Below are 16,627 nucleotides of genomic sequence, written 5' to 3' on the forward strand. Positions count from 1 at the left end.
ACGCGTCGACTGCACCTTCATTCGAAATACACGAACTTTAGTTCGAATCCAGTCTGAGGAATTGTTGCGCCGAGCGCGAGAATCCGTAATCCGCCAGGTCATCAAAGCCGCGTTCGACGATTTCAATATTGAGTTTGACCAAGGTCCCCTGTTGCCCGCTGAAAGTGTAGATCTTATCGTCGAGCAATTGCCTCTTGATGAAATCGCCCTGGTTCAATTTCAAATAAACGCTGGCATTGTTTGATGTCATGTCATCCAGAGTGACGACATTCAAATTGTCATCGAACAGTGCGAAAGAGCTCGTAGTGTTCGATTCAGGGAAGGCTCCCAGAGGAAAGCTGCTTTTGACGCCGGTACCGAGATATAACGCATGGTTTGTGCCGCTGCGAAATTGTATCGTGTACGTGTAATCGTCATGGCCAATAAAGTAAGCGTAGTCCGGGCCATCCCACCTGGCTGGAGAGTAACTCAGCAGGGCGTCACCGGATTTTTCGGGGCCGTGGGATGTAGTGATATGACTCTTGCGAAACTCGTAGTTTTTTCCGAAAGGATGTTTGTCGAAGAATACGATGTCGGCATCATCGAATTTGATTTTTGCCAGAAAAGATCGGCTATGCGAAATACCCATGGGTTCGTCCTTGTTTGGTTGGGTTTAAGTTCTGTGTTGCAACGACAGTATGCAATTCATTGAGTTTTTTAAAAGCCTGGAACGGTTACTTGGTATTGCACCAACTAAGATTACGTTATCGGTTTGGCATAACTGGTAAAGATGTGACGTAGTGCAGTCGGATTGCGGATTCTTTTATGATGTTGTGTGCGTATAAAGCATCGCCTCTGCTTATTATCCAGCCAGAGGCGACACTTGTTATCAATGGTCTTAATTGTTTTTTAGCATTGATACGGTATTTGCAGAAGGTTTCAACACGTTGTTTAGCGACTGGTCGAATTTTTTCAGAGCGCTTGTTTGCACATCCTGCTGCTGATTAATATCCGCAACAATTTCTTCCGAACGTTTGAAGTCCGCCCAGAGTGGTGTCAGTTCTCTTGCCTCGGAGCCCTTTGCGGTAGCGATATAGTTCAATTGGGCGTCATAAAAATCGGCGCTGACATCGGCCTTGATGTCAGAACTGCGTGACGTGATCAATTGGCTATGGGTATCGACGATGGCTACCACATCAGGCTTGGCCGCACGCAGGCTCTGGATGTCCGGATACACCGTCACCGAGCCGAACTGACGCTTAAGGGAGGTGTTGACCCAGTCCACCGCCATGTCCGGTTTCGAGCTGGCGACGTAGGCGTCATGGATCGATTGCACCAGTAGGCTTTGGCCGAACCCGGTGCCGGCGTTGGCCTGATAGTCGCGCAGGTATTCGCGATTGATCTGGGTGCCTGGGCTGTAGACCACGCCGAGCGAAACGCCGGGGCCACTTTTTACCAGGGTGGCGCTGCTGCGGCCGGTGGGGTGAGGAAGCAGAGTGTCCAGTGATGAAACCGCTCTGGGGGCGGTGGGGATCGAACAGGCTGACAGGGCCAGAACCGATATCGCTAATACACTGGTGAGCGCAAGTTTCATGGTGTTTCTCCCGTGAAACAACATCAGTCGGAATGTTTTCAATGTCGTTCTTGGCGACAGTTGATCCAGACTAAACCCACCGAGCTGATCCTTTGCTGGGTTAAAACGACTTGAATAGTTTCATTTGCTGTAACCCGTTGCGGGTAATTGCTGCAGGAAATAAAAAGGCGCCGATTGTCGGTTTGCGCCTTTTTATTTATGGCCGACTAAACAGCCATCAGTTTTTCAGCGGGATCAACACTTGTTCATCCGGGGCCAGCACCATGAACACCAGCAACTTCGCCGGTTTGCTTTGGCTGGCATTTTTTGACACCAGATGCTCGGAGCCGGCCGGTTCGTACCAGAACTGACCCTTCTTGTAAGTGACCGCTTCTTCGCCCTTGACCTGGGAGATCACCTCGCCCTCCAGCACATAGGCCATGGCAGTGCCCTCGTGTTTGTGGGCGATGGACGATTGTCCCGGTTTGTAATCGACTTCGATCATCATGGCTTTTTTGCCAGGGACGTTTTTCAACATCTGGTCTTGCAGGACGGTGATTTTCTCGGACGGGTCATGAGCGAAAGCGGCACAAGCGCAAAAGCTCAAGGCGAGGGCAGCGGTGAACAAGGGCAGGGCTTTCATGGCGGGTTACCTGTGATGATTGGGGGGTGCAATCACAGTAGTCCGCAGGACGGGGCATTCAAACGGCCAATATTCGGGAAGATTGGGTGACCAATCTGTGGATTTTCAGCGCTTCCAGATAAGCCATCGCTGGCAAGCCAGGCTCCCACAGGTTTTTGTGTCGTTCATATGATTAATGAACGGCACGAAACCCTGTGGGAGCCTGGCTTGCCAGCGATGGCGTCAGATCAAACGATGGGGAAACTATTGAAATCCACACTGTTGGCCAATCGACTGTCGATCAGGTCGATAAACCCCTGCGCCTCGGGCCGGTTGAAATGGGCCTGCATTGCCGCCTCCGACTGCCATCGTGCACTGACCATCCAGCGGTGGTTGTCTTCGGGGCAGCGGTCGACCAGATAGGAATCGCAGCCCGGCGTTTCGCGCAGGGTGTCGACGATCTTCTGCAGTTGCTTGCCCAGCTCATCCGAGCGGCCGGCGGCAGCCTGCAGTTGCACCGTGTTGATCACTTCGTTGGACATTACTCACACTCCTGAATCAGGCCGGACGAATCCTGCTCATTGAGGGATAACGCCTGTGCAGAATAGGCCTGCCCTTGTCGATCACCAATAACCAATCGGCGGTTAATCGCCGAGACCAATCATTCAGGCAACTTGTTGCAGAATGTCGCGCAGGCGATCCAGGGCGATATCGATGTCCAAAGTCTCGATGGCGCCGAAGCCGAAATACAAACCGCTGCGCACGGGTTGCTGGTAATAGAAACCGTCGATGGAATACAGCCCGACCTCGACTTTTTTCGCCAGTTCGATCAGCAGCGGCAGGTCGATCGGCACCTTGCACAACGCGGCCATGTGGAACCCGGCACTGGGCGGCACGGCCTCGAACCACGGCGACAGATCGCTGGCCATGCGCGCCAGAATCCGTTCGCGCCGCTGGGCGTAAATCGTATGGCAGCGGCGGATGTGCTTGAGCAGGCAGCCCTCGGCGATGAATTTGGCCAGCGCCCATTGCGGCAGGGTCGAGGCATGCAGGTCGGTAAGTTGCTTGGCGCGGATCACCGCTTCGAGGATCGATGGCGGCAGGATCGCGTAACCCAGGCGCAGCTCCGGCAGCAGGGTTTTGGAGAAGGTGCCGACGTAGGCGACGATGCCGCGCTGGTCGAGGCTATGCAGCGAATCGGTCGGACGCCCTTCGTAGCGAAATTCGCTGTCGTAGTCGTCCTCGATGATGATCGCCCCCAGTTCATGCGCGCGAGCCAGCAAGGCTTCGCGGCGCGCCGGGCTCATCGGCATGCTCAGCGGAAACTGATGCGACGGCGTGACATAAATCAGCCGCGTCCCATCAGGGATGTGTTCGACCTGTATCCCCTCGGCATCCACGGGAATACCGACTACCTCGGCGCCATGAGTGCCGAACAACAGGCGTGCCGGCGGATAACCCGGGTCTTCCATCGCCACCAGGCTGCCGGGGCTGATCAACACGCGAGTGATCAGGTCCAGCGCCTGTTGCGCGCCGTTGCACACCACGATGTCTTCATCCTGACAGTTGACCCCGCGAGAAAACGCGATGTGCCGGGCAATCGCATTGCGCAGCGCCGGCAGGCCTTCGGGCACGCTGTAGAAACCTTTGGACGCGGCCATCTGGCGCATGGCGTGGGAGACGCAGCGGCGCCAGTCGTCATGGGGGAACTGGCCCTTGCTGGTGGCGCCACCGATGAAGTCGTAGCGCAGCGCACCTTGCAGCGTCGGATGGCGCAGGAACACCGGCAAGTTGCGCCAACTCTCGATCACCGCTGCACCGGCCAGCTCGGTGTGGCTTTGCTTGCGCTGGACTTGCGCCGGGCGCGCATTGACGTAGGTGCCTTTGCCGATCACGCCGGTGAGGAAGTTTTCGTACGTCAGCTGCGCGTAAGTGTCGGAAATGGTCTTGCGCGAAATACCCAGTTGCTCGGCCAGCAGACGGCTGGGCGGTAACTGCGTGCCGGCGGCCAGACGCCCGGATTCGATGGCCTCGCGCAGTTGCTGATACAACTGACCGGCAAGATCCTTGCGGCCGTTGATCACGACGTGAAGTTCCATACCGACGAGGCTCCGGGGGGCTATTGGGTGTGTCCGCCAGATTACCGCTGTTGTTTGATTGGCAATAGTTGCGCACCACAAAAACCCGAAATTGGCCTAAATCCCTGTGGGAGCAAGCTTGCTCGCGAATGCGGTGTATCAGTCGCCGAACAGGGTGTTTGGATTGGCGCTTTCGCGAGCAAGCTCGCTCCCACAGGTATCGTGGGGAGCCGCAATTGAGTGGTGTACCCACAATTCGACAAATTGGGGCTGTAACGCTTTGCTCTCGGCGTTCACGGTGTAGTCATTATTCCGTCTACCGAGAACAGCCATGTCCCCGCGCCTGGATTACTACAACGCTTCGCCCAAGGCCATGAAAGCCATGATTGCCATGGAGGCACTGACCGCTAACTTGAGCATCGAGCAGCCATTGCTGCAACTGATCCGGATCCGCGCCTCACAGCTCAACGGCTGCGCGTTCTGCACCGACATGCATTCGGTGGACGCGCGGCGTGGCGGGGAGAGTGATCGGCGGTTGTATGCGATTGCGGTGTGGCGCGACAGCGACTTCTTCAACCCCCGCGAACGCGCGGCGCTGGCGTGGGCCGAGGCGGTGACGTTGTTATCCGAAAGCCATGTGCCGGACGACGTCTATCAACTGGCACGCGAGCAATTCACCGAAGGCGAACTGGTCGACCTGACTATGGCCGTCACCACCATTAACAGCTGGAATCGGCTGGCAGTGAGCTTTCGCCAAACCCCAAGTGACTGAAGGCCAAAAGTTCGCAGCCTAATTGGGTGGGCGCTGCGGTTTCACCGACGTTCCAAACGTGTTGCCCATCTGCTGACTCAGGCAATCGGAATTCGGTGCCTTGTAGCCGCCGACCGTCACCTCCACGCAGCCCAGCGGCTGCTCGGCGTGGGCACTGGCGAACACGCTCAGCAACAGCCCACCGAAGGTTTGATTGGGTACATATCCGTTGCTGCGGTAACGGCGGCCTGGGGTTCCGCCCTTACGGCGGGTCACTTTTGACAAACGCCCGGAATGCCGGCCCAGCCAAAAGTAACCAAAAAGGCTTGCTCCAACGTCCGGCCCGCTCGCTGAGGCTCGGGGTTCCTTCGCTCCGGAATCCATCCGGGGCATCGATTCCGGTTTGCTTCGCTGCACCTCCTTTCGATGTCCTCCCCGGATGAATCCCTCCACTCAGCCTCCCGACGTCGCCCGTGGATCAAGATCAAAAGCCGCAGCCGAGCTTGCGCTCATCCTGTTGAGTGGGGCGGCTTTGCCGCTTGGGGGTGTACGCAAAATAAAAAACTGTGGGAGTGAGCTTGCTCGCGAAGGCGGCCTTCCAGCCAACCAAGATCTACCGGTTGTACTCAACCCCTGGGGGAGTCTGGCTTGCCAGCGATGGCGGCTTGAAAGCCGACCAATTTCCCACTGATTTCAACCAATCCAAATGTAGGAGCTAGCTAGACAAGTTGTAGACGGTCAAGGCCAGGTTGCAGATGCGAAGGTCAAGTTTGTAAGGCGCTCCGAGGGTGCTCTGATTTTTTCGTGAAAGTGTGGAAGTATTTGATGAACATGGTTGATGGCTTTTAGCATCGATGCCAGCTAGATTTGGAGCTTTCCACGATCAAGGAAGGATATGAAAAAGCTCATTGCAGTTATGGGGATGTGTGTAGCACTTGGCGGTTGCGCTACGTCGCACTACACCGTAGGCAGGGACTTTCCGTCCGCTGGTGTGACGAACATCACCAAAGGCAAAACTACGACGGCCGAGTTGAAGTCGCTGTTCGGTGAGCCATATACCAAGAGCGCAGTCAGCGAGACTGACGAGAAGTGGATCTACACCTACACAAACGGCTCAGCCCATGCTCAAAGCTACGTGGTCACCATGAAGGTGACGACTACTGGCACCCAAAAAACTCTCGACGTCCTGATCCGTAATGACATAGTCATCAACTACACGTTCAGCGAAGGCCCCGCTCCAGGCACTACCACCGCGACGAACTGAGATCGCCTTTTGCCATTGGGCGCCCCACCGCGCTCAGCAAGTCGTCGATGGAGCAAGATCATGGACAGAACATATGCATTCGTAGATGAGTCCGGGAATGCTGACCTTGATACGTCGAAGGGAGGAAGCTCGGGCTTCTTCATCGTGTGCTCCATTCTCGTGGCAGAGAAAGACCTGGAAGCTGCTTATGCCCAAGCTGAAGAACTTCGCATTCGCCATTTTCAAACAGGCGAGATCAAATCCAGCAGTCTGAAGCCCAAGGATTTATACCGCCGTGCCCGAATCCTCAACGAGCTAGCCGAGCTGCCATTCAAGCTCTTTTTCACCGTGGTGGATAAGTCCAGAATCCACAAAGATGGCGGACTCCGGTTCAAGTCTTCGTTCATGAAATACGTGAACGGGTTGCTCTATGAACGTTTGTTCCGCGCATACCCTGACCTCCAGATGATCGTAGACGAACATGGTGGACAGGAGTTTCAGAAGAGTCTTAAAAGCTACGTTGTAGAAAGGTTCGTCGACGACCTATTTGGCGATCGGGATGCCTTCCAGACGATGTCCAGTAAGGACAACGTTTTGGTTCAGGTTGCAGATTTTTTTGCTGGCTCAGTGGCTCAGATATACGAGGATAAAGCTTCCGAAGAAGCAGTTCTTGCCTACAAGAAAATTCTCCGCAGCCTGACTCTTGGGATGCTTGAGTGGCCATCCAAGTACCAGCCTCTTTTGCCTCCGCCGATGGATGCATCTGGGTATGCAGACTACCAAGTACACCAAGAAGCTCTCCGCCAGGCTGACCTTTTTGGCGAACGGGTTGGTGAGCACCCTAATGAAGATGAGCGCTTGCAGCTAAGCATCTTGCGGTTCTTGAGATTCCAAAGCGAATTCGTCACCAAAGACTACGTGCCAACTGCAGAAATAGTCGCCCATCTAAAAGATAGCGGTTTCGGAGACGTTAACGACCAGAGAATCCGCTCTAGCGGCATTGCCAAGCTTCGCGATTCGGACGTGATCATTACAAGCGCAGCGAAGGGCTACAAAATCCCCCAGACCCGTGCGGACATCAATGAGTTTCTTGAAAAAGCGTTAGGCATTGTTGTTCCTCTACTGGAGCGTGTCAAAAAGGCCCGAGAGGTGTATCGGCTGAGCAGTCGAGGCGAATATGACATCGTGACGGCAGCCAACTTGAGTGAGCTGGCTAAACTGCTCGCTGCGCTTGAGGCATTTGCGGATGAATGAGCTCAATAATTGCAACGAGCCTCAGCGGGTCGCATTGATTCAGGATGAAATCTTAGAGATTTTGAAAGAGGCCAAGGTGCTCGCGCGTAGATTCTATAGTCTAACCGGCAAGCCACTGGGCGTGACCGGCGAGGTAGCAGAGTATGAAGCTGCTACTAGACTTGGCCTGTCACTACATCCTGCAAGGCAGGCAGGTTACGACGCTACTGAGATACTGGAAGATGGCGTCGCGAGAATCCAGATCAAGGGCCGCTGTATCCTGAACCCGCTAAAGATTACGGGCCGTATGGGTGCAATTGACCTACGAAACCCGTTCGATTTTGTGCTCTTGGTGCTGCTTGATTCTGAGTTCAACGCATTTGCAATGTACGAAGCGAGTCGTGCCAAGGTCGAAGCAGCTCTGACTTTGCCAGGTTCCAAAGCCAGAAATGAACGTGGAGCGTTGGCTATTAGGCAATTTATGTCGATAGCCACGTTGCGCTGGGCTCGCCATAGGGCTGGAGACTCAGAGAGTTAACTGCCGTCTTGAAGCCGAGTGCTTCGGATATATCCCGTATGACGTGCAAGTCTAATGTCCCCATTAAGGCGCATTAACCATCAGTTTATCGCAATGATCCTCGCTGTTGTCTCGCAACCTCGGCCATTTTCTTTCGTCTGTTGAGGCGGGGACGGATATGTCGTAGGGTCCGAGCCGGGATGAGGTCCAGATAAACGCCAACGTTTAAAAAGACATCTCCAGACACTCTCTCAGGCTACATATCCTTGCGCCTTTGCCTACAGCTACGCCAGAATCCGCCGGCTTGTGCGCTTTATACCTGGTCTTTATCGTCTACGTGTCGCTGGCAACCCAGCGACCGGGTTTAGCGACCCGACCAGGTATAAGTAAAACGACGCTCCAGTTTGTCGCAGCCGTTTGCGACGACGATATGGTGGCTGTGCGTGGGAGACTTTCGGGTCTGCCGGGTCTTATACCTCTCGGTTCGCTAACCCGCGTACAGCTGCCACCCTTACTTGTTTAGCGACAGTTTTGGTGGTTCCACCAGGTATAAATATGGAGCTTCACCATGATCAAACCAACGCCCAACCCGCCCGAAACCGACTCGGTTTCCCCCTACGAATCCCTCGACTCAAAAAAACTCCACGAAGCCGCCGACCGCGCGCTCGACCATTACCTCTGTCCACCCGGTTCCACGCCTCCGCCACGTAAAACCCGTGGGATGTATGCCGTGACTGCGGATAACAAAAACGAAGAACTGCTGATCGATGCCAGTGAAACACTTGCTTCGGCGCAAACCATTGCCCAGAACGTCGCGAGTTTGTTGCCGGCGTCGCAGCGTCGGGCGTTGTTGGGGATTGCGCAGTTGATCATGCTCGGGGAGTTGGCGGTGAATCGGGCGTTGGATAATTTGCAGTTGCCGGGGTGATTCGGAGTAGGGCTGGCAGCTATGGTGATGACACATGCGCTGTTTCTGCTGCCTGATATTCCGCTATCGCCAGCAGGCTGGCTCCCACAGGGTTTTGTGTTGGTCACGGATATCGTGTTCGGCGCTTGAACCTGTGGGAGCGGTCGGCTACTGTCCTGTGCCGTTTTGATGTGTTATTGAGCAAAAAAACGGGACTGATTTATTTCCATAAAATAAATCAGTCCCTTTTGTTATCACTTTGTTGTCGATTTCTGGTTTCAATCCTTTTCAGGGCATTTGAAGTTCCAGGAATAAATTTTCATGTCTTTGACTTCTTCGCCGACAGTTCCTACACCTAAACAAGCTCCGTTCTTGATGTAGTTGAAGCTGCAGAAACGGACGCCCTCCGTGCAAGACTCGATTTCAATGAAGCCTTTTCTTTGGATGACGTTTTCGACCCCGAACTCACCTGAGTAGGACGGATTCGGCTTCCAGCCATTTTTAATCAAAGCTTTTCGGGCTTTCGAAAATGGCATCCCCTCTTTGATAGGAACGTCTGCTGCGCTAGAAAATAAACTGACGCAACATAAAAGGCTGATGGCTAATATTTTTAGTTTCATTTAACAGTACCGCCAAAGCCTTTATATATTTTTTCTACTTCGTCGTACTCAGTATAAGGTTGGCCGGAAGGCTTTCCATTGATTGGTCGATTTGCCAAGCCCGGCCCCATAGGCAACGCTTCCCATTTTTTTGATGCTTTTCCAACTGCAGTTTTTAAGTCGCCACCGATCAGCGGTTCGATGGCACTCACGTTGCGCAGGAGTTCAACGGCAATCAAGTCCTGCGTTCCGGGGCTGAAGTCAGATAGCCCCATTGCTTTGATGGAGAGTTCCGACCATGTGGCTTTTGTGATTTGGTACCTTCCAGAAGCTGTAGTTGAACCACCATGACCTGGTCCTGGGTGAGTAGACTCGTCACTGAATGTCCACTTTCCGGATTTCCAGCCGGCTGCCCAACCATATCCGAATTTCGCGTGATAATTGCCACCCTCGACTTGTGCCAACGTATCCAGAAAGGCTTTCACATTTTTATTCTTTAAGAACTCCGCATTCTCGGCACGCCTCTTTTGTTGCTTTGCGTCTACGGATACAGCTTTAGGGCTGGAGTCTTTGACAGGCGTCACCGTTCTGGTGGCTACAGATGACATTTTTCGGCCGTTTTTGCTAATGACTTCAGCCATGAGGAAAACTTCCGTTATTTTCTTTGACGCTGTGCTGGTGGCTGTTTTGGAGAGTGGAAATAAAGAAGTTTATGCTTTTGGCCATGGAGCCATGTACACGGTAGTTTTCTTGAGTTTTATCTACATCCATTCTCAATCCTCCAAAAACAGTTGGATCGTTTCGGCGAGGTGCGAGCTAATTACGTGCGTGTACCCCATTGAATCGCTGACACCGTGCTCAATGCTGCCGTCAGCTCGCTGAATGGCGTAATCAAAATTAGCGAGCGGCTCCCCTGACTCGTCATCAATAAGCCTGAACTTGTCGCTGAAGTGCACGGGCATCGACGTCAGACCGCTGAAAGGCGCTGATACGACGGTGTCGCCGATAATGACCGTGCCGGATCCGCCGATAACCACGTTGCCGTGGCCACCGGTACTGTCTTTGGTCGCAGCGTTCAGCCCATTGATGAAAACCGTAGCGCTGACGGCGCCCGTGATTGGGCTACCGCAGGCGGACTTGTCGGTCATTCGGGCGGCGGCAAGGCCGTCGAAATTCACATTGGGCGAGCCGCTGACAATAGGGTTGGTGCCATGCCCCGGGAGCGGGCAATTGGTTGGATCTGTCACTCGCGCAGCAGGTTTGCCACTCATGAAATGTTCCTTTTCAAAGTTTCAGTTTTCCTTGACCGGAATGGAGTCGATATGGGGGCGGGGGATATCGGCTGCCAAAATAATGCGGGGGTGACCAGCGTGTACGCGAGAAGAATGGGCATGTCCTGGGAGGGGCGCATAAAGTTTTACTGTCCATGTAAATGTGCTGCGCGCAGCATGCCCGAGGCAGGCGGTGCGCTCAATATTTACTTACAAATTATTGGTTGACTGTAGGAGGCGGTCGCAATGCGGGGGCAAGCTCGGGTGATCTCTAGCAACACGTGACGGGATCGATTTTAGAAATCGGGATGCGATGAGGCTCGATAAACACCAACGTTTAAAAAGACATCTCCAAACACTCTCTCAGGCTACATATCCTTGCGCCTTTGCCTACAGCTACGCCAGAATCCGCCGGCTTGTGCGCTTTGTACCTGGTCTTTATCGTCTACGTGTCGCTGGCAACCCAGTGACCGGGTTTAGCGACCTGACCAGGTATAAGTACAACGACGCTCCAGTTTGTCGCAGACGTTTGCGACGACGATATGGTGGCTGTGCGTGGGAGACCTTCGGGTCTGCCGGGTCTTATACCTCTCGGTTCGCTAACCCGCGTACAGCCGCCACCCTTACTTGTTTAGCGACAGGTGTTGGTGGTTCCACCAGGTATAAAAATGGAGCTTCACCATGATCAAACCAACACCCAACCCGCCCGAAACCGACTCGGTTTCCCCCTACGAATCCCTCGACTCAAAAAAACTCCACGAAGCCGCCGACCGCGCCCTCGACCACTACCTCTGTCCACCCGGTTCCACGCCGCCGCCACGCAAAACCCGTGGGATGTACGCCGTGACTGCTGACAACAAAAACGAAGAACTGCTGATCGATGCCAGTGAAACACTCGCTTCGGCGCAAACCATTGCCCAGAACGTCGCCAGCCTGTTGCCTGCGTCGCAGCGTCGGGCGTTGTTGGGGATTGCGCAGTTGATCATGCTCGGGGAGTTGGCGGTGAATCGGGCGTTGGATAATTTGCAATTGCCGGGGTGATGCGCGTATCGGGATTACCTGGTGATTGATTGGGTGTCCGTTCCGGCGCCTTCGCGAGCAGGCTCGCTCCCACCTTTGAGCGCGTTGCAAGGTGGGAGGGAGTGCGCTGGCTCTTCAGCCGCGATAAATGTTGAGGCGATGTACGCGTATCTGTGCCCGCGAATGGCGGGGTGCTTTCTTTGCGTCAGTCGACTGCCAGGTTGTCCCGAGCCCACTGTTCCGGCCTAGTGACCTGAATCGACTGCTGTTCGTTGAAAGTCCTCGCGCCATCCCGCGATGGCGCCAGTCGTGCAGCGGCCTCGGGCTACAACCCGAACAGTCCGGTGCAAGTCCTGGGCGCCGGGGCGCTGGATGAACAGGCGAAACAGCAGTTGACCGAGGAGGAGCGTGGGCAACTGACGCTGTAACAGACTCTCGTGCAGTACGTTCGGGCGGCCGTTTGGCCGCCCTTTTTTTCAGCCGGTTGACGTTAAGCCTGCAGGGGCGGTGGTGGCTGTCAGAACGCGTAGGGAATGCTGATTTTGGCCCAGAGCATCTCGCCCTCGGGGCGGTTCTCGACATCGAATTCCTTGGCCCAGCGAATCTCCGCGCTGGCGTATTTGAGGAAGGTGAAGTGCAGCGCCGGGCCGATCGCAAACACCTCGCCGCGCACCCCGTCGTTCACGTCTTGCCCGGCGAACTGCACGGTGCGGCCAAACTGTTTGTCGTCGGTGGTCTGCTTGAGGTAGTAGCCGTTGAGGCCGAGCATCAAGTCGTCGGTGAGCTTGTAGCTGGCCGAGTAGTCGAAGTGGAAAATCTGCCCGGACTTGTAGTCAGTGTCCTTGTTTTTCTCGTTGAAGCTGTAGGTGGTCTTCATCGAGACTTCGGTCTTTTCGGTCGGCAACCAGGTAAACGAGAACAGCGGCTTGTAGGTGTAGAAATTGTTGCTGGTATTGGCCAGCCGATCGACGCTGTATTCGCCAGGGGGTAAGGTGATTTCCAGCGCGGCGCCGAGGGTCAGGTCCTTGCCCATGTCCCACAGGATGATCGGCGCGACGGTGGTATCGCCCATGCCTTCGCGGGTGTCGCTCAAGCCGAACACCGACACTTCCTGCTTCAGCCACGGTTGCGCGATGTAACCGGCCAGGCGTCCGCCAAAGATCCGCACCGGACTCAAGTAATCGAGGCGCGGAATCACCGCCGTCGACTCGATTTCGACATTCGGCACCTTGCCGCCCAACGAGCTGATATTGAGCTTTCTGGCCTTGTAATGGTTGTAGTAGAGGTTGAACGCGACCATGTTTTCCGGAAGGCTGTCGACATCCATCGGCAGCATGAAGAAGCCGTCGGTGCCGGTACCGATGTTGTCGACGCCGGCTTCGGTAGCCAGGGCCGGAAGCGTCGCGGTGCAGCCCAGCAAAATCAGGGCCAGACGCAGGGGCAATGCCGCGTGGTTCGGGTGCATATCCGTCCTCATTATTATTGTTTTGGAGCGCAATGCGGGCACGCAGGTCGCCCGGCACGATAGAAATAAGCGCTCTGGGCCCGACGGGGCAGGGTATTGGCGGACAGTTAGGGGGACTTCTGCGGACACTCGACGAACCCTGTGCTAACTTCTTTCGACATAACCGGTAACAAAAATAACAATCAAGCGTGATCCGGAATGTCAGCCCACATGAACGTAAAAGTCCAAGACCCGACCTTTGAACTGGCGCTGGTGTCGCCATTTCTCCTGCAAACCCTCGCCGAGGTCGCGCAGAACAAAGGCGTCGATCCCGAGAGCCTGTGCCGTGGCCTGGGGTTTACCCTTGAAGATCTGCAGGACCCGGCGCAGCGGATTTCCTATCGTCAGGCCGTGGCGATGATTCAACGCGCGCTCAAAGCCCTGCCGAACCAAGGGTTGGGCCTGTGGGTGGGCGCCCAGAACGTACTGGGCACGCTGGGGCTGCTCGGGCACGTGCTTTCACTGAGTAAAACCTTGCGCGATGCGTTTGCCGTGGGAATTCGCCATCAACACACCTCGGGCGGGATTGTGGTTTCCAGCGTCGATGTGGTCGGTGATCAGGTGCATCTCGATGCCGAATGTCGTCTGCCATTCGCCGATGTGCAGGTGTTCGCGGTCGAGGAGTTTTTCGCCAGTTTGCTGGTGTACGGCCGCGCGTTGGCGGGCGCCGATTTCAAGCCGATCGCCGTGGAATTCGTGCATGCGGCGCCGGATTACCTGAGTGAATATCAGCGTCTGCTTGGGCCGCAGGTGCGCTTTGGTTGCTTGCACAATCGCATGCTGATTGATGTGCAATGGCTGGACGTCAACTTGCCCAATCATCATTCACTGGCGTTGCGTCAGGCGGTCGCGTTGCTGGAACTGGAAGCGGCGCAGGTGCACCAGAAAATCGACTTGATTCAAGCCGTGGAGCGTGCGATCGCCCGCGACCTGAGCCGGGGCAGTCATATCGAAAAGATAGCCGGCGACCTGAACATGAGCAGCCGCACTTTACGGCGGCGGCTGACCGAGCATGCGCTGACCTTTGAAACGTTGCTGGAACAAGTGCGGCAGGCGCGGACGATGAGTCTGCTGGCCAATCCGGACATGCCGATCGAGCGGATCACCGAGGAAGTCGGGTACAGCGATGTGCGCAGCTTTCGCCGGGCGTTCAAGCGCTGGACGGGGCTGAGCCCGAGTGCCTGGCGCCAGGACGCAAACCCTCACCCCAGCCCTCTCCCAGAGGGAGAGGGGGCCGACCGAGGTGTCTTGCGTTTTACATCGACCTGAAAGATTTTGGTCGATTATGGATTCGGTACAGCACTTTCAAGTCGGCGTATCTTCACAGCATCCCCCAATCAGTTCCCTCTCCCCCCGGGAGAGGGCTAGGGTGAGGGGGCTTTTGACTCCATCCAAACCCACACAAAACCTCCGGCCACAGGTAAACTCCGCGCACTTTTTCAAGGAGTTCACATGAGTCACTACCAGCCGGGCATTCTCGCCACCCCCGTTCCATTGCAAGCACGTCATTTGTTTTTCGCCCTGGCCTCGATCGAAGGCTTGCCGCAGGCGATCGACAACCTGCTGAGCCTGGTGGACGGCAAGTCTGCGGTGGTCGGTTTCGGTGAATCCCTGGCCAAGGCCCTCAACGTGGAAATCGCCGGTCTGCGCAGTTTCCCGGCCATGAGCGGCGTGGGCGTGAACAACCCGTCGACTCAACAGGCGCTGTGGGTCTGGTTGCACGGCGTCGACCGTGGCGACCTGCTCAATCGCTGCAACGCCATTGAAGCGGCGCTGGCCCCGGCCTTGCGCCTGGTAGAGATGCAGGAAGCCTTCCGCCACAAGGAAGGCCATGACCTGACCGGCTACGAAGACGGCACCGAAAACCCTCATGACGAAGCCGCTATGGCTGCCGCGCTGCAAAGCGAAGGCGCTGACGGTCTGGTCGGTGGCAGCTTCGCCGCGATCCAGCAGTGGCAGCACGACCTCAAGGGTTTCCACAAACTGTCCGCCGACGACAAAGACAACATCATGGGCCGTCGCCTGAGCGATAACGAAGAGATCGACGACGCGCCGGTGTCCGCTCACGTTAAACGCACCGCGCAGGAAAGCTTTGCGCCTGAAGCGTTCGTCGTGCGTCGCTCAATGCCGTGGATTGAAGGTGACCGCGCGGGGCTGATGTTCCTCGCGTTCGGTTTCTCGCTGGATGCCTTCGAAGCCCAATTGCGGCGCATGAGCGGTCTGGAAGACGGCATCGCCGATGGCTTGTACCGCATCAGCCGGCCGATCACCGGCGGCTATTACTGGTGCCCGCCGCTCAAGGACGGTCATCTTGATCTGCGCGCCTTGCGCATCGGCTGATTCTGCAAAAGGACTAAAGATGAACGGGGTGCGCTGGGGCATGATCGGTTGCGGCAGTGTCGCTGAACGCAAGAGCGGGCCGGCCTTCTACAAGGCGCCAGGGTCCGCACTGGTGGCGGTAATGGGCCGACGCCTTGAAGCCGTCAGTGATTACGCCGCGCGCCACGGTATCGCTCGGGTTTACACCGACGTCGATGCACTTATCAACGATCCCGAGGTGGACGCGGTGTACATCGCCACGCCGCCCGACAGCCACCGTGATTACAGTCTGAAAGTCGCCGCCGCCGGCAAACATTGCTGCGTGGAAAAGCCCATGTCCCTCAACGCCGGGCAAAGCCGGGAGATGCAGCAGGCGTTTGCCGGCGCCGGTTTGCATCTGTTCGTTTCGTATTATCGCCGCTCGTTGCCGCGCTTCGCGCAGGTGCGGCAATGGCTCCAACACGGACGGATCGGCGAAGTGCGGCACCTGAGCTGGACGCTGACCAAGGCACCGTCGCCGGCCGATCTGGAGGGCCGCGACAACTGGCGCACCGACCCGGCGGTAGCGGGCGGCGGTTACTTCGCAGATTTGGCCAGCCACGGTTTCGACCTGTTCCAGTATTTGCTCGGCGACATCGTCGAGGTCGCCGGTTTCACCGCGCGGCAGGCCGGGTTGTACGCGGCGGAAGATGCGGTCAGTGCCAGTTGGCGCTTTGCCTCTGGGGCGCTGGGCATGGGCTGCTGGAGTTTTGCTGCTGATCGGCGCGAGGATCGGGTCGAGATCATCGGCAGCCTCGGTCGGATCAGCTTTTCAGTGTTTGATGAGCATCCGGTCGAGCTGCATGCCGATGAGCAGATCAGCCTGGACATTGCCCATCACGAACACATTCAGTGGCATCACGTGCTGGGCATGAATGCGCATATTCGTGGTGAATCAGAGCATCCGGCGATGGCCGAACAGGCCGTCAAGACCGACTGGGTCATGGACCAGATTCTCAAGCGCTAAGATCA

At 56.0% G+C, this 16,627-nt stretch carries 20 protein-coding genes and 1 pseudogene; 10 read left to right on the forward strand and 11 right to left on the reverse strand.

The features are described from left to right. Positions 1-37: 37 nt before the first annotated feature. The 5 genes from AB4P91_RS17175 to AB4P91_RS17195 all read right to left on the reverse strand — a co-directional run bounded on the left by AB4P91_RS17175 (position 38) and on the right by AB4P91_RS17195 (position 4,273). Positions 38-628, reverse strand: a complete 591-nt coding sequence (locus tag AB4P91_RS17175) for a hypothetical protein (protein ID WP_395603278.1) — start codon at positions 626-628, stop codon at positions 38-40. A 249-nt stretch (positions 629-877) separates the two neighbouring features. Then, positions 878-1,573, reverse strand: coding sequence for an ATPase (locus AB4P91_RS17180; protein ID WP_395603279.1), 696 nt, complete (start codon positions 1,571-1,573; stop codon positions 878-880). A 217-nt stretch (positions 1,574-1,790) separates the two neighbouring features. After that, positions 1,791-2,195, reverse strand: coding sequence for a cupin domain-containing protein (locus tag AB4P91_RS17185; protein WP_395603280.1), 405 nt, complete (start codon positions 2,193-2,195; stop codon positions 1,791-1,793). A 227-nt stretch (positions 2,196-2,422) separates the two neighbouring features. Continuing rightward, the gene (locus AB4P91_RS17190) at positions 2,423-2,716 is read right to left on the reverse strand and encodes a putative quinol monooxygenase (RefSeq protein WP_150592118.1); all 294 of its coding nucleotides are present in this window, start codon (positions 2,714-2,716) and stop codon (positions 2,423-2,425) included. Between the two features lie 123 nt (positions 2,717-2,839). Further along, positions 2,840-4,273 (reverse strand): PLP-dependent aminotransferase family protein, encoded by a 1,434-nt coding sequence (locus AB4P91_RS17195; RefSeq protein ID WP_150592117.1) that lies wholly within the window; start codon positions 4,271-4,273, stop codon positions 2,840-2,842. Positions 4,274-4,583: 310 nt separating this feature from the next. Here AB4P91_RS17195 and AB4P91_RS17200 point away from each other — a divergent pair, with 310 nt between their 5' ends. After that, complete coding sequence (locus AB4P91_RS17200; RefSeq protein WP_150687144.1) at positions 4,584-5,024, forward strand: carboxymuconolactone decarboxylase family protein; 441 nt, start codon at positions 4,584-4,586, stop codon at positions 5,022-5,024. 18 nt (positions 5,025-5,042) lie between these two features. Here AB4P91_RS17200 and AB4P91_RS17205 read toward each other — a convergent pair whose 3' ends face one another. Next, a complete protein-coding gene (locus tag AB4P91_RS17205) occupies positions 5,043-5,279 on the reverse strand; it encodes a hypothetical protein (protein ID WP_395605011.1) in 237 nt (78 codons plus the stop codon). 619 nt (positions 5,280-5,898) lie between these two features. Between AB4P91_RS17205 and AB4P91_RS17210 the strand changes: the two genes are divergently transcribed. The 4 genes from AB4P91_RS17210 (at position 5,899) to AB4P91_RS17225 (ending at position 8,924) form a co-directional block, all read left to right on the forward strand. Then, positions 5,899-6,267: a hypothetical protein gene (locus tag AB4P91_RS17210; protein WP_150597925.1), complete on the forward strand. Its 369-nt coding sequence runs from the start codon at positions 5,899-5,901 to the stop codon at positions 6,265-6,267. A 60-nt stretch (positions 6,268-6,327) separates the two neighbouring features. After that, complete coding sequence (locus AB4P91_RS17215; RefSeq protein WP_395603281.1) at positions 6,328-7,500, forward strand: DUF3800 domain-containing protein; 1,173 nt, start codon at positions 6,328-6,330, stop codon at positions 7,498-7,500. Next, the gene (locus AB4P91_RS17220; RefSeq protein WP_395603282.1) at positions 7,493-8,017 is read left to right on the forward strand and encodes a hypothetical protein; all 525 of its coding nucleotides are present in this window, start codon (positions 7,493-7,495) and stop codon (positions 8,015-8,017) included. Before AB4P91_RS17215 ends, AB4P91_RS17220 begins: the two co-directional genes overlap by 8 nt. A gap of 547 nt (positions 8,018-8,564) precedes the next feature. Beyond that, positions 8,565-8,924 (forward strand): DUF6124 family protein, encoded by a 360-nt coding sequence (locus AB4P91_RS17225; protein WP_150597920.1) that lies wholly within the window; start codon positions 8,565-8,567, stop codon positions 8,922-8,924. 257 nt (positions 8,925-9,181) lie between these two features. Here the strand turns inward: AB4P91_RS17225 and AB4P91_RS17230 are convergent, their stop codons facing one another. Genes AB4P91_RS17230 through AB4P91_RS17245 form a run of 4 tightly spaced genes read right to left on the reverse strand, consistent with a single transcriptional unit; the run spans position 9,182 to position 10,773 of the window. Next, a complete protein-coding gene (locus AB4P91_RS17230; protein WP_224787101.1) occupies positions 9,182-9,523 on the reverse strand; it encodes a hypothetical protein in 342 nt (113 codons plus the stop codon). Further along, positions 9,520-10,143 carry a hypothetical protein gene (locus tag AB4P91_RS17235; RefSeq protein WP_395603283.1) on the reverse strand — a complete coding sequence of 208 codons (624 nt, stop codon included), beginning with the start codon at positions 10,141-10,143 and terminating at the stop codon, positions 9,520-9,522. Before AB4P91_RS17235 ends, AB4P91_RS17230 begins: the two co-directional genes overlap by 4 nt. After that, on the reverse strand, positions 10,136-10,273 hold the full coding sequence (locus tag AB4P91_RS17240) for a hypothetical protein (RefSeq protein ID WP_395603284.1): 138 nt from the start codon (positions 10,271-10,273) through the stop codon (positions 10,136-10,138). The genes AB4P91_RS17235 and AB4P91_RS17240 overlap by 8 nt, the downstream gene beginning before the upstream one ends. 2 nt (positions 10,274-10,275) lie before the next feature. Further along, positions 10,276-10,773, reverse strand: a complete 498-nt coding sequence (locus AB4P91_RS17245; RefSeq protein ID WP_150592106.1) for a PAAR domain-containing protein — start codon at positions 10,771-10,773, stop codon at positions 10,276-10,278. Positions 10,774-11,454: 681 nt separating this feature from the next. Between AB4P91_RS17245 and AB4P91_RS17250 the strand changes: the two genes are divergently transcribed. Together AB4P91_RS17250 and AB4P91_RS17255 are read left to right on the forward strand one after the other, a co-directional pair. Next, complete coding sequence (locus AB4P91_RS17250) at positions 11,455-11,814, forward strand: DUF6124 family protein (protein ID WP_150597920.1); 360 nt, start codon at positions 11,455-11,457, stop codon at positions 11,812-11,814. 260 nt (positions 11,815-12,074) lie between these two features. After that, positions 12,075-12,221: pseudogene (locus AB4P91_RS17255) on the forward strand (hypothetical protein); the annotation flags it as partial. A gap of 89 nt (positions 12,222-12,310) precedes the next feature. On the opposite strand, the gene AB4P91_RS17260 reads toward AB4P91_RS17255, so the two are convergent. Beyond that, complete coding sequence (locus tag AB4P91_RS17260; RefSeq protein WP_395603285.1) at positions 12,311-13,258, reverse strand: transporter; 948 nt, start codon at positions 13,256-13,258, stop codon at positions 12,311-12,313. Between the two features lie 210 nt (positions 13,259-13,468). Here AB4P91_RS17260 and AB4P91_RS17265 point away from each other — a divergent pair, with 210 nt between their 5' ends. The 3 genes from AB4P91_RS17265 (at position 13,469) to AB4P91_RS17275 (ending at position 16,622) form a co-directional block, all read left to right on the forward strand. Continuing rightward, on the forward strand, positions 13,469-14,566 hold the full coding sequence (locus AB4P91_RS17265; protein WP_150597918.1) for an AraC family transcriptional regulator: 1,098 nt from the start codon (positions 13,469-13,471) through the stop codon (positions 14,564-14,566). 183 nt (positions 14,567-14,749) lie between these two features. Then, entirely contained in the window at positions 14,750-15,637 is an 888-nt protein-coding gene (locus tag AB4P91_RS17270; RefSeq protein ID WP_150597917.1) for a Dyp-type peroxidase, read from the forward strand. Between the two features lie 19 nt (positions 15,638-15,656). Further along, a complete protein-coding gene (locus AB4P91_RS17275; RefSeq protein ID WP_395603286.1) occupies positions 15,657-16,622 on the forward strand; it encodes a Gfo/Idh/MocA family protein in 966 nt (321 codons plus the stop codon). The last annotated feature ends 5 nt before the right edge of the window (positions 16,623-16,627 follow it).

This window comes from Pseudomonas sp. B21128, from assembly GCF_044218865.1.
Classification (GTDB): Bacteria; Pseudomonadota; Gammaproteobacteria; order Pseudomonadales; family Pseudomonadaceae; genus Aquipseudomonas; species Aquipseudomonas iridis.

Bases quoted from the DNA above. Each gene is read 5' to 3' on its own strand.
- AB4P91_RS17175 (WP_395603278.1), bottom strand. From the start codon at position 628: ATGGGTATTTCGCATAGCCGATCTTTTCTGGCAAAAATCAAATTCGAT.
- AB4P91_RS17275 (WP_395603286.1), top strand. From the start codon at position 15,657: ATGAACGGGGTGCGCTGGGGCATGATCGGTTGCGGCAGTGTCGCTGAA.
- AB4P91_RS17210 (WP_150597925.1), top strand. From the start codon at position 5,899: ATGAAAAAGCTCATTGCAGTTATGGGGATGTGTGTAGCACTTGGCGGT.
- AB4P91_RS17180 (WP_395603279.1), bottom strand. From the start codon at position 1,573: ATGAAACTTGCGCTCACCAGTGTATTAGCGATATCGGTTCTGGCCCTG.
- AB4P91_RS17200 (WP_150687144.1), top strand. From the start codon at position 4,584: ATGTCCCCGCGCCTGGATTACTACAACGCTTCGCCCAAGGCCATGAAA.
- AB4P91_RS17240 (WP_395603284.1), bottom strand. From the start codon at position 10,273: ATGGATGTAGATAAAACTCAAGAAAACTACCGTGTACATGGCTCCATG.
- AB4P91_RS17230 (WP_224787101.1), bottom strand. From the start codon at position 9,523: ATGAAACTAAAAATATTAGCCATCAGCCTTTTATGTTGCGTCAGTTTA.
- AB4P91_RS17245 (WP_150592106.1), bottom strand. From the start codon at position 10,773: ATGAGTGGCAAACCTGCTGCGCGAGTGACAGATCCAACCAATTGCCCG.
- AB4P91_RS17185 (WP_395603280.1), bottom strand. From the start codon at position 2,195: ATGAAAGCCCTGCCCTTGTTCACCGCTGCCCTCGCCTTGAGCTTTTGC.
- AB4P91_RS17225 (WP_150597920.1), top strand. From the start codon at position 8,565: ATGATCAAACCAACGCCCAACCCGCCCGAAACCGACTCGGTTTCCCCC.
- AB4P91_RS17235 (WP_395603283.1), bottom strand. From the start codon at position 10,143: ATGGCTGAAGTCATTAGCAAAAACGGCCGAAAAATGTCATCTGTAGCC.
- AB4P91_RS17250 (WP_150597920.1), top strand. From the start codon at position 11,455: ATGATCAAACCAACACCCAACCCGCCCGAAACCGACTCGGTTTCCCCC.
- AB4P91_RS17260 (WP_395603285.1), bottom strand. From the start codon at position 13,258: ATGCACCCGAACCACGCGGCATTGCCCCTGCGTCTGGCCCTGATTTTG.
- AB4P91_RS17195 (WP_150592117.1), bottom strand. From the start codon at position 4,273: ATGGAACTTCACGTCGTGATCAACGGCCGCAAGGATCTTGCCGGTCAG.
- AB4P91_RS17270 (WP_150597917.1), top strand. From the start codon at position 14,750: ATGAGTCACTACCAGCCGGGCATTCTCGCCACCCCCGTTCCATTGCAA.
- AB4P91_RS17190 (WP_150592118.1), bottom strand. From the start codon at position 2,716: ATGTCCAACGAAGTGATCAACACGGTGCAACTGCAGGCTGCCGCCGGC.
- AB4P91_RS17215 (WP_395603281.1), top strand. From the start codon at position 6,328: ATGGACAGAACATATGCATTCGTAGATGAGTCCGGGAATGCTGACCTT.
- AB4P91_RS17220 (WP_395603282.1), top strand. From the start codon at position 7,493: ATGAATGAGCTCAATAATTGCAACGAGCCTCAGCGGGTCGCATTGATT.
- AB4P91_RS17265 (WP_150597918.1), top strand. From the start codon at position 13,469: ATGAACGTAAAAGTCCAAGACCCGACCTTTGAACTGGCGCTGGTGTCG.